This is a genomic window from Limnohabitans sp. Rim11, assembly GCF_001269365.1.
Lineage (GTDB): Bacteria > Pseudomonadota > Gammaproteobacteria > Burkholderiales > Burkholderiaceae_C > Limnohabitans_A.
The window spans coordinates 519,939-531,941 of the sequence record NZ_CXOM01000002.1 but is presented as its reverse complement, the minus strand read 5'-3'; the positions used below and the strand labels follow the sequence as shown (position 1 = coordinate 531,941).

Annotated in this window: 6 protein-coding genes; 1 reads left to right on the top strand and 5 read right to left on the bottom strand. The window is 51.3% G+C overall.

The window, feature by feature from the left end:
* Nucleotides 1–193: 193 nt before the first annotated feature.
* Nucleotides 194–3,745 carry an indolepyruvate ferredoxin oxidoreductase family protein gene (locus AMM03_RS07210; protein ID WP_090129929.1) on the bottom strand — a complete coding sequence of 1,184 codons (3,552 nt, stop codon included), beginning with the start codon at nt 3,743–3,745 and terminating at the stop codon, nt 194–196.
* Nucleotides 3,746–3,793: 48 nt separating this feature from the next.
* Nucleotides 3,794–5,038: a murein transglycosylase A gene (locus AMM03_RS07205; RefSeq protein ID WP_090130748.1), complete on the bottom strand. Its 1,245-nt coding sequence runs from the start codon at nt 5,036–5,038 to the stop codon at nt 3,794–3,796.
* On the opposite strand from AMM03_RS07205, the gene AMM03_RS14145 reads away from it, so the two are divergent.
* Nucleotides 4,971–5,129: a hypothetical protein gene (locus AMM03_RS14145; RefSeq protein WP_194942842.1), complete on the top strand. Its 159-nt coding sequence runs from the start codon at nt 4,971–4,973 to the stop codon at nt 5,127–5,129. The genes AMM03_RS07205 and AMM03_RS14145 overlap by 68 nt on opposite strands.
* Nucleotides 5,130–5,149: 20 nt before the next feature.
* Here the strand turns inward: AMM03_RS14145 and AMM03_RS07200 are convergent, their stop codons facing one another.
* The 3 genes from AMM03_RS07200 to AMM03_RS07190 are packed head-to-tail and all read right to left on the bottom strand — an operon-like array spanning nt 5,150 to nt 11,986.
* Nucleotides 5,150–5,794, bottom strand: coding sequence for a response regulator transcription factor (locus tag AMM03_RS07200; protein WP_090129927.1), 645 nt, complete (start codon nt 5,792–5,794; stop codon nt 5,150–5,152).
* A gap of 18 nt (nt 5,795–5,812) precedes the next feature.
* Nucleotides 5,813–7,876 carry a two-component system sensor histidine kinase NtrB gene (locus tag AMM03_RS07195; RefSeq protein ID WP_090129925.1) on the bottom strand — a complete coding sequence of 688 codons (2,064 nt, stop codon included), beginning with the start codon at nt 7,874–7,876 and terminating at the stop codon, nt 5,813–5,815.
* Between the two features lie 21 nt (nt 7,877–7,897).
* On the bottom strand, nt 7,898–11,986 hold the full coding sequence (locus AMM03_RS07190; protein WP_090129923.1) for a YhdP family protein: 4,089 nt from the start codon (nt 11,984–11,986) through the stop codon (nt 7,898–7,900).
* Between the last annotated feature and the right edge of the window lie 17 nt (nt 11,987–12,003).

Below are 12,003 nucleotides of genomic sequence, written 5' to 3'. Positions count from 1 at the left end.
TTAGCAAATCAAAACTTATTCACTTTTTCGATACACCCAGATTGCAGCCTCTTGCACATGCTTTAAAAGTAGCCAATTCATTGATCTATAAAGAAAAAAGAGCCTTGTCCACAGAACAAGCCTCTCCTTATCTACTACTACTATGTATTAATCTATATAAAAGAAGAATACAAAGACAAAATCCGTTGGCAAATTAAACAGCTTTTCTGAAAAGATCCATGTTGTTTTGCCACTGAAGCATGGCCGCTTCAATGTGTCTTTCTTTGACATGACCAAAACCTTTAATTTGTTCGGGTACCTTGGCCACATTCACAGCCAGTGCATGATTTTGGGCTGTCAGTGAACCTAACAACTCATTTACTGCATCCTTGTATTCTTGAATCAGAGCACGTTCTGTTTGTCTTTCTTCGGTGCGACCGAACACATCCAATGAAGTGCCCCTTAAGAATTTCAATTTCGACAAGAATTTGAAGGCCAACAGCATGTGAGGGCTCATTTTTTGTTTGATCAGATGGCCCTTCTCATTGCGTTTTGCAAGCAAGGGTGGGGCTAGATGGTAGAAAACCTTGAAATCGCCCTCAAACTGGCTTTTAACGCGTTCTAGGAACTGTTTATCGGTATGAAGTCGGGCAACTTCGTACTCATCTTTGTAAGCCATCAATTTGAACAAATATTTGGCAACGGTTTCAGTCAGCGTACTAAGCCCTAAAGCAGATTCTTTGGCTTTGACTGAAAGTACAAAATCTTCGTACTCTTTGGCGTATTGCTTGTTTTGATAGTCAGTTAAAAAAGCAACGCGGTGAGCAATCAGGTCATCGAGTGTGGTGCGCTTTTTAAATTCAATGACTTGTGCTGGTGAAGTCAGTGCTTCTAAAGCAGGCATTTGATGCGCTGCATGGCGTCCCCATTCAAAGGCTGCCAAATTGTTGGCAACTGCAACCTCATTGAGTTCGATGGCACGTTGTAAAGCTTCTAAACTCAATGGAACCCATCCCTTTTGCCAGGCATATCCCAAAATCATGGGATTGATGTAGATGGTGTCACCCATCAAGAGATTGGACAGTTTGTCTGCGTCAAAACTGGCCAGACCTTCCATGCCAACGGTATTGGCAATTTCAGCGGCGCAACTGTCTGCTGGATTCAACCATTGGGCATTTTTAACAAATGCAGCAGTGGGCGTGCTGTAGGAATTCAAAGCAACGTGGGTTCTACCTTGCAACATGCGAGAAAGCGTTTCTTTGCCAGCACTCACAATGGGATCGCAGCCCAAAATTAAGTCTGCCGCTGCCATGCTGACACGCGTTGTTTGAATCTTGTCTTGGTGTTGAGCCAACAAAACATGGCTCCAAGTGGCACCGCCTTTTTGAGCCAGGCCAGCAGAGTCTTGAGTCACGACACCCAAACCATCTAAGTGGGCTGCCATACCTAACAATTGGCCGATGGTGATCACTCCGGTGCCGCCAACCCCTGCAACCACAATGCCATAAGCAGGCAAGCCTGTTAAGTTAGGCAATGTGGGGCGAGGCAAAGCAGGCAGCAAAGAAGCATCAAATTTTTGACCTTTTGATTTTTTCTTCAGTTGTCCACCTTCAATAGAAACAAAACTAGGACAGAAACCTTTGAGGCAACTGGTGTCCTTGTTACAGGTGTTTTGATTGATGGTTCGCTTGCGGCCCAATTCGGTTTCAAGGGGTTCAACCGACAAGCAGTTGGACTGCACACCACAATCGCCACAACCTTCACAGACCAACTCATTGATCATCACGCGAACCGCAGGATCGACCATGGTGCCGCGCTTGCGGCGGCGACGTTTTTCTGTGGCACATGTTTGGTCATAAATAATGACCGTGCAGCCCTTGATTTCGCGAAGTTGGCGTTGAACGGCATCGAGTTCGTCACGGTGATGAACCATCACACCTTCAGCCAGTGCAACACCGTTGTATTTTTCGGGTTCATCAGTCACCACTTTGATGACGACAGCACCCTCAGCGCGCATGCTCTGTGCAATTTGAACGACGCTGTGTCCTTCAGCTCTCTCACCAATGCGTTGACCACCGGTCATGGCCACGGCATCGTTGTACAAAATTTTGTACGTGATGTTGATTCCCGCAGCAATGCTTTGGCGAATGGCCAAAATGCCACTGTGAAAATAAGTACCATCACCAATGTTGGCAAACACATGATTTTCATGACTGAAGTGCTGTTGACCAATCCAAGGCGTTCCTTCACCTCCCATTTGTGTGAAGCCCGTTGTGCTGCGGTCCATCCACAAACTCATAAAGTGACAACCAATGCCCGCCATGGCCCGAGAACCCTCTGGCACTTTGGTGCTGGTGTTGTGCGGACAGCCTGAACAGAACCATGGCATACGGTCTGCAGCGGGATTCAAAACCAAACTGTTTTGGGCACGTTCTTTGTTTTCAATAATGTGCAATTGCGCATTCATTTTTGCCAAAACATCGGATGGCAAATCTAATTTTTGAAGTCGCTTGGCAAGTGCTTTGGCAATCAATGTGGGGGTGAGGTCGGCGTTGGCCCGCAGCAATCGATGCGAAGTAGGATTGGGAACAGACCACTCGCCACCTGAATCATCACCCTCGATCTCATCGAACTTGCCCACAATGCGCGGACGCAAAGCGTCTGGCCAGTTGTAGAGCTCTTCTTTCAATTGGTATTCGATGATCTGGCGTTTTTCTTCGACCACCAAGATCTCTTTCAAGCCGTGTGCAAACTCTCGTGTTGTTTGGGCTTCTAAAGGCCATACAACCGAAACTTTGTGAACGCGAATACCCAAGCGCTGGCATGTAGCCACATCCAAACCCAAATCAAGCAAAGCTTGACGCGTGTCGTTGTAGGCTTTGCCGCTGGCCACGATGCCGTAGCGGTCATTGGGTCCTTCGATCACGTTGTGATTGAGTTTGTTGGCGCGAATGTAAGCCAAAGCGGCATACCACTTGTAATCAAATAAGCGGGCCTCTTGATCTAAAGCGGCGTCGGGCCAGCGAATGTGAACTCCTCCTGGCGGCATTTCAAAGTCTGGCAAAACAACTTTGACACGGTCGGCTTCAATGTCAACGGTGGCGCTGGACTCCACAATCTCTTGAATGGTTTTCATGCCCGACCAAACACCGGCAAAGCGGCTTAAGGCAATGGCATGGACACCCAAATCTAAAACTTCTTGAACAGACGCCGGAAAGAAGACTGGCAGACCGCAGGCTTTAAAAATGTGATCGCTCTGATGCGCGGCGGTAGAGCTTTTGGCAACGTGATCGTCACCTGCAACAGCCAAGACACCGCCCCATGGTGTGGTGCCCGCCATGTTGGCATGTTTGAAAACATCGGAACACCGATCAACGCCAGGGCCTTTGCCATACCAAATGCCAAAGACACCATCAAACTTGGCGCTGCCTGGCGGTGCAAAGCCCATTTGTTGCGTACCCCACAACGCGGTGGCCGCCAACTCTTCGTTCACGCCCGGTTGAAAAACGATGTTGTGTTTTTCTAAATACGGTTTGGCTTTCCATAGGGCTTGGTCGTAACCACCCAGTGGAGAACCTCTATAGCCACTGATGAGTGCGCCTGTTTTTTTACCGGCCAAAGCATCCCGCTCTTGTTGCAGCATGGGCAATCGAACCAGGGCTTGTACCCCGCTCATAAAAGCCATGCCGTGTTGAAGCGTGTATTTGTCGTCTAGCGTGACGTTGGCCAGTGCTTGGCGCAGGTGATCAGGCAAAGGTGCGTTCATGGTGGCCCACTTTCTAAAGCATTGAGCCGCAGTGTAGAACGACAGGGCTTAGCGGGGAAGCAAAATCCACATTTTCATGTCCTGTTTGAGACGGCCCGCCAAATCGCCGGCAGCCTGTCCCGACCCCACAAAATAATCAGCACGGACAGCGCCCACGATGGCACTGCCTGTGTCTTGCGCCATCACCAAGCGGTTTAACTGGGTTTGGGGGCCGCTACTGGACAGCCAAACCGGCATGCCATAGGGAATGCTGCCAGGGTCGACGGCAATCGAGCGGCCGGGTGTTAGCGGCACGCCTTGCGCACCTTTGGGGCCCAGTTGCACGTCGTTGCCATTGAGAGCCTCTTCCTTAAAGAAGACGTAGCGTGGATTTTTAGACAGTAGTTCCGTCGCTCGGTGAGGATTTTGGGCCAACCAGTTTTTGATGCCAGGCCAAGTTGCGTCTTTGGTGAGGTTCTGATCTAAGAGCCAGCGGCCAATGCTTTGATAGGGATGATCGTTGGTTCCCGCAAAAGCCAATCGAATTTGACGGCGCGAGCCGTCGGCCTGGGTGACCCAAAGGCGGCCAGAACCTTGAATGTGCAAGACCATGGCATCGACGGGGTCGGCGATGTACGCAAGTTCTTTGCCTTTCAAAGCGGCCTGTGCCGCGGAATTTTTGAGAATTTCGTCCCTTGAAAACCAGGGAGACTTGCTTTTTAAATTGGAAGGCACGCCGTAGAGCGGCACATTGAAACCTGGCTTGGCATTTCGAGTGGCTTCAAAAATCGGTTCGTAATAGGCCGTTAACAAACCTGTGGATGGCGCAGCATTGCCTGTCAGAGACTCCACCCGATAGGGCTGAAATGACTTGATCAACCAGTCTCGTTGAACCGACGATGGCTGATTTGACAATTGCTGGACCTCAGGACAAAACTTCTTGTGTGCCGTTGCGCTGCGTGTGCAGCTCTGCAACCAAGCTGTCCAAGCCTCGTTCAAATTGTCGTTTGCCAAGCCAGGAAGATCGCTCCAAGAGGCCAAAACCCATCGACTTTTGGCGTTGACAAAGCTGGCTGTGTTGCTAGATGGCGCACTGGCGGGTGTCACCTTGGGGGGTGTTGTCACCGTGGGTTGTGGTGCCGCGGTTGGCGCGGAAACCGGCGCGGGCGGCGAGCTACAACCAATCAACAGAAGAGGCAAGGTCATTGCCAAGCTCCCTACAATGTGTGAACCGAGGAGCTTTTGCATGGGATTGATTCTGTTAGAGGCGCTGCTGGCACTTGTGCTGCTGGTGCTCATTGTGTGGTGGACCATGTTTTCTGGACGCAAAAAAGGTGAACTGGTGTCTGAGGAAGAATCCAAAACGAACAAAGCGAATAAACAGAACGACGCAGAAGGTTCATAAGCAATGCGCCGCTTTGTGCCCTAAACCTCACGCAACAAATTGGCCAACTCAACAGCCGATTTCACGCTCATTTTTTCAAAGACGCGCGAGCGGTGAACTTCAACGGTTCGCACACTGATGTCCAGTTGATCGGCAATGAGTTTGTTGGGCAAGCCCTCCACCACCAACTTCAGCACATCTTGTTCACGTTCGGTCAACTCAGCCAAGCGAGATGCTAAGCCTGCGCTTAATGCGCTCGATGCCAAACGCTCCTTGGAAAGTGCCAATGCCTGTTCGATGCGATCGACCAAGGCATTGTCAGAAAAAGGCTTTTCACAAAAATCAAAGGCGCCCCGTTTAACGCTGTCGACCGCCGTAGGGACGTCGGCGTGACCGGTCAAAAAAATGATCGGCCAAGCCTTTGCCAAGCCGTTGGCCAAGAGGCTTTCAAACAAAGCCAGGCCACTTTGCCCGGGCATCCGAACATCTAACAAAATACAACCCGCCTGATTGGGTGAGAGGGTGTTGGTTTGTGGAAACTTTTCTTTGAGCATGGCCACAAAAGCCTCTGCACTTTCAAAAGACTCGCTCATGACGCGGCGAGAGCGCAGCAACCATGCCATGGCATCGCGAACGCTGGCGTCGTCGTCAACAATGTAAACACAAGCGTTAAGAGAGGGTTGCATGCTTGATTTTAAAAGGCCTTAGGCTTGGGTGGGAAGCGTAAAGCGAAACAAAGTGCCGCCGGGTAAATTCGGCTCAAACTCTAAGTGCCCGCCGTGTTGCTCAACCACCGTTCTGCACAAACTTAAACCTAAGCCCATGCCCTCGGCTTTGGTCGTGAAAAAAGGCGTGAATAAATTTTGCGAGATCTCGTCAGAAATGCCAATGCCCAAGTCAATGACATCAAACTCAATCCAGCCTTGAGCCTTGTTGGAGGCCGCGCGCTTGACATGCAAAGTTAAAACGCGATTTAAGCACTGGGGGTGATCCATGGCCTGCATGCCATTGCGAGCGAGATTCAAGAGAACTTGTTCGACCATGGTTCGATCGCAAACCACATCGGCCAATTTGTCGTCCAACTGAATGCTCAATCGAACGTTCAATTTGCGTGCTTGAAGCTGAACCAAGGGCAACACCGCGTCGATGATGGCGCGCGGGCTCACCGCTTCTCGGTCTTGATCGCGGCGGCGCACAAAGTCATGAACGCTGTTGATGACTTTGCCCGCTCGGTTGGCTTGTGCCGCAATTCTTTCAAAGGCCATGTGCAGGTCGCTCAGCGCCGAGGGCCCGGGTTGATCTGCCAAACTTTGATGTTGATCGATTAAGTTCAAAGAGCCCGTGGCATAGCTAGAGATCGCTGCCAAAGGCTGGTTTAACTCGTGACTCAACAAAGAGGCCATTTCGCCCACGGTGGCCAGCCTGGCCGTGGCCTGAAGCCGCTCTTGACTGGCGCGTGACATTTCTTCGACGCGGCGTTGTTCGCTGATATCTAAAAAGGCGCTCATCCAACCCGTTTGTTTGCCAACGGCATTGATCAAAGGCGCTTCAAAGATCAACACCGGAAAGCGTGACCCATCTTGCCTGACAAAAACCGACTCAAAACCTTCGCGAGGCGGCGCATTACCTGCCAAGCGCACCGCTTGTCGGCGTTGGTATTCCCCGACCATTTCGGTCGGCCAGTAGGGCATGGGCGCAGAAGCACCCAACAATTGCTCTGCTTCAAAGCCCACCATCTGACAGAACGCAGGATTCACATAGGTGATTCGGCCTTTTAAGTCTCTAGCCCTCAAACCCGTCACCAAAGAGTCTTCCATGGCTTTTCTAAAGGCCAAAGCATCGGCCAAATCTTGCTCAGCCTTGAGGCGCCGCCGTGAGTCTTTGACCAACAACACCAGCACGGATACCAACGCAATGGACATGGCGGTGACCAACGCCGGTAAGACGTTCGGGAAAAGATCCGGTCCAGCACGGCGGCCATCCATTCGCAGCACCAAGGTGTTGCCTGGCAAATTCATGAGTTGGGTGGCACTGAAAAAACGCTTCCCTCTGGGCAAAGAGCCATATACAGCGAGGCGAGTGCCGTCTGGCTCTACAAAAGAAACCTCGTTTCTGCGGCCATACGTTTCGCCCAACTGTGACGCCAAGATGTCTTGCAAGCTGTAAGTTAAGACGGTATAGCCAACGGTTGCACCTTGTTCAATCTTGGGCAAGCACATTTCCATGACTTCAAACCCCAAGCCATTGGCTTGCGGCACAAAATAGGTTCGAGAGTAGGCTGGGCCATTCAGGCGTTTGGCACGGGTACAGGTTTGTGTAATTTCTACTTGCTCATGGAGCCGTGTGATGCCGTCAAACAGCGGTTCACGAAAAGGCGAGCTGGCATGTTCGATGATCAAGCCTTGAAGGCCCCGTCTTTCAACGCGCAACCATTCACGGTGCTGACTCAAAAGGCCCTCTGCTTCGGCGCGCCAATGTTTGGCAGACAAAGACCGGGCCGTCAAACTTTGCAAATTCATGCTGTGATTTGTCAGGCTGCGTCGAATATCGCTCACAGCATCGACCGTGTCTCGGTCTAGTTCGGCTTGATATTGGCTTGCTTCGTAGCGGCCCGCCAACCACACTAATGTGACCAACAAGGCAACGACCAAGCCGACCAGTGCAAACCACAAGGAGATACGTCGGTCCGTAAAGGATCGTGTGGCCGATTTAAAGAATGGCCACAGTGCTTTGAAAAAAGGATCTAAAACTTGGCTTGGACTTTTCATGCCGTGAACCCTGCCTAAGTCTTAGGGTGCTGAGCCGTTCATTTTCGTGACTTTGGGGTCAGCCCAAGTGCCATCGATCATGAACTCTTGCGAGTTAACTCGGCTAAGCGGCTGACGCAAGACCAACTGCGCAATGAAGGTGCTCAGCCCAATGGCGGGGTTCAGTGCCAAACCAGCCAACAAGGAGGCGGTGCCTGCATCGACTTCGGGCAAAATCAAGACGCGCAAATTTTGGGTTTCCCGCGCGATGTCAGAGGACCCCTCCATTTGAACGACGGCGTTCACACCCTTCATTTGCAAATTTTGAGTGGCAGCAATACCGCTTTGAATGCTGACATCGCCGCGAATGCTATCGAATGCAAATCCAGCGCTGAAGACGTCTCTGAAATCAAGCAACAAGCGGCGCGGCAGGGCTTGCAGACTTAAGACACCAAGCAGTTTGGCAACGCCAGGCTCGGCTTGCAAAAACTGACCTCGACCCATGTTGACATTGAAGCGACCGTTCAGGCTGGGATAATGCAAAGTCAAGGGAGAGCCTTGCCAATTGACTTGGCCGTCTAATTTGCCCCCCCCCCCTTTGAGGGCATCCTTGGTGCCGAGCCGATTGAGCAACTCACCGGCATCTGAAATGTCCAGCTTGAAGTTCATTTCGGTGTTTGCTTTTTGGGTGCCGTCGCGAGAGGTGATCCATTTGCCGCTGGCTTTGAAGTTGGCTTCTGGGACCGTCACATTGAGTTTGTTCAAACGCCATTCACGACCGGTGTTGGACCTGGGCGCAGTGGCTTCGGTATTGATGGCCTCAATTTCAACGCGGCCTAATTTCTTACCGCGCAGCTCTAGTTCATCCACCACAATGTCCAAGGCGGGTATCGAAACGGGAGAATCTTCTAGCAATGATTCGACGGCTTGATCGGCTGTTGGTTGCAAGCTAAGGCGATTCAATCTGGCATAAATTCGAGCGGTGTTTTGCGGGCTGGGTTGACGGTATTCCAAATAGCCATTCATTTCTTTGGCATCCAGTTGGGTGCGCCACAAGAAGCCATCACGCGAGCCATTCAGAACCACGTTTCGAAGGGTTCGACCTTGTACCAAAAATTCATTGCTTTTCAAGCTAACGCGTGTGGGTAAATAGGCTTGCGTCGCATTTGAAACCAGCGTGTTGAGTGAGGCGCTATCTTGTGGGCTGCTTTTGGGCGGTGTCAATACCTGCATCCAATCGTCCACAGAGAATGACGGTAAATTCACGGTGGCAATCACGTTGTTGTCTGTACTGCTGGCGGCACCAGGTGTCACGCCTTCGCCAACCATCCATCGACCATTCAAAACTTTAGCTTCAAGCCCACTGACGTCGCGGTTGTAGCTGGCAGAAAAAGCCCGCCCCCAGTTGAACTGCAAGACATCGCGCATGGCTTTGTTGCCGCCGGCACCGCCCAGTGTTTGAATGCTGTTGTCGTAACGCATGGACACCAACTCATCTGCGCGCTTGTTCAGTGGGGATGGCAGGTTCAAGGCCAGGCCTTGCAGTTGAGACTGAATACTCAATTCTGTCTGACCGCCCTTGACGCCCAAACTGGCGGCATATGCCGCCGAGCCGCTAGCGTGTTGTGCCAACAAAGTGAGGATGGGAATTTCGTTCGCTAATTTCAAGCCGTTGGCGCTGACTTGTCCTTGCACGCGGATGACAGGATTGGCCTCCAAACTCTTTGGCGGAAGCTTTCTGGTGCCACCCTCAAACTTAATAGGGCCGCCCAAAAACTGCGCACTGACGCCAGCCAAACTGAAGCCACCTTCATTGAATGTGATGGCCCCTTGAGCTTTTTCAAACGCGGGCAAAGTGTCCAAGATGCGTACATCGTTACCCGACAAAGTCACGGCGCCTTGAAGTGTCGTTTTGTCAATGGCGGCCAAGGGCATGCTGAGCTTCAAACGCGAGCTCACATTGCCTGTGCTGCTGGCTTGCGTCAATACACCACCCAACATGTTGTTGACGGGCGAGAGTCTTAAGTCGGTTAACAGTTGCTTGGCGCTCGATTTGGATTCGCCTTGAACGTTGACCACCAGGTTGTTGCTTAAATTGGGAATTTCAGCTTTGATTTGAGTGAATGGTGTATTGCCCCACTTGCCCGTTGCGCCGTTGACTTTGAAGTTGAAACGATCAAACACAATGTTACCCGTGACGTTGTTCATGAACGGCCAACTGGTATCCGCTTGGTTCTGTTTGGTAGCGGTGCTGCTGGATGAGCTGGTTGCGCTAGGTACTGGGACGTAAGCGTATTGAACGTCATTCACCTTTCCGGCAAAACGAAACTCTCCGTCTTTGGGGTTGGCAAAAGGAATCTTGTTCACGTCGCCTTTGACTTTGACGGCGACATTTTGAACCGTTCCATTGAGAACCGAATCGCGAACATAATTGCGAACATTTTGGGAGATACCAAGGGGTAAATATCGGTAAACCTTGTTGGCATTGGCGCGCACAATGTTGCCCTGCAACTCCAAGTAACCCATGTTGTTTGGCGTTGCACTGGGTTTCCAATTGCCCTGCCATGAACCCGATACATCGGCATTGCTAAGACTCAGTTGCCAATCGGGCACCGTGATCTGACCTTTTTGTTGAAGCCATTTCGCCGACGCTTGCATTTTGTCGAGGGAAATGCGCGGCTCCTCAAAGATGCGGTTGAAGTTGAGCGCGCCTTGTTCAATGTTGATTTTGATTTGCCCGCCATCAGCATTCATGTCGAAGAGGACGTTGGCATTTTCGATGCCAGGCCATGTCTCGGTTGATGACCCCACTTTGCCGCCTTCAAAATTTAACTTTTCGATGTTGCCATTGGCTGTATTGATTTGGTAACTGGTCCCTTCGGCCTTTTTTTGCTCAGACCATTCAAGTTGCAAAGCGTTGACTGTTCCTGCGACTTTGTGTGCTTGCAACACGTCCCGTGTGTTTGGGGGGAGTGGCAACTGCAGCGCAATGTTTCTAAGCGCCAGCAAATCCAATTTGTCACCATGAAAGCGACCGTGTGCAGACTGACCATTCTCAGTCTCGGTGTAGGTCACTTTGACATTGCCACCTGGCCAATGGAGCCCATCCTCGGTGTCGAAACTCAAACCTTCAGTTGAAAAGTCAAAACCATTTGGAACTGTTTTGACGGCCAATCTGCCAGCAATGTTTTTGAAGGTGAGCGCCTGGAGTTCTGGGCTAAGTTTTGCTTTGGCGTTTTCTAAAACGACATCTGCCGTGGCTTGTTTCAGCTGGCCGGTTTGCACATCCGCCCACAATCTAAGTGCGCCCTTGCCTTGCGAGGCATTGACCTCCCAAGGTAAATAGGGGCTTAGCTCAGCAAGGTCAACATCTGGAAACTGCACGTGAATTTGGCCGCTCCAATCATTGAAACGACCAGGATGGGTAGACAACAGGCTGCGCCGCATGTCGCCCATCAGAACAAATCGATCGCCCCAACCCGATGGTGGTGCTGCGTCCAAGCGCCACTGATGATGCCAAGCAGAATTGCGCAAGACCCAAGAAACTTCGCTCAACTCGAGCGCTGGTTTTTCACGACCCGCTGTTTTGTAGTCGTCATTCCAAACAACCTTACCGCCTTGGATGACGATTTCTTTTTGAGAAAAAATCCAATCGGCTGCGGCAGAGTCGATCGCGCCATCATTTTTAAGGGAAAGGCCCGCTATGCGCCATTCGCCTTGAGCTGTTCTGCGGATGTCGAGCGTCGGAGAGTCAATGACCAGCTGCTCAACCCCTAGGTTGAGGACCGACCTGACGCTGATGGCAAAGGTAATTTTGGGCAAGGTCAAAGCCCTGCGTCCTTCGGGGTCTAACAGCGCCAAGTTGTGAACTTCAAATGTGGGCATCCAGCCGGATGAGAGCGCCACCAATTGACCCATTTGAACGGGAACCCCAATGGCCTGCGAGGCCAAAATTTCCAGCCGAGGGCGAAAATCTTCAATTCGCGGCACAATCCAAAAATGCAGTGCCGACCAAGCCATTCCCATGACCAAGCCGATCGTCAGGAGACCCCAAGCGAACAGGCGCAATCCCGCATCGATCAGGCGAAGCCAAGAAGAAAATTTCAACATTCGATCAATGGTTTGGGACATAAACACTCAGGCAGGGA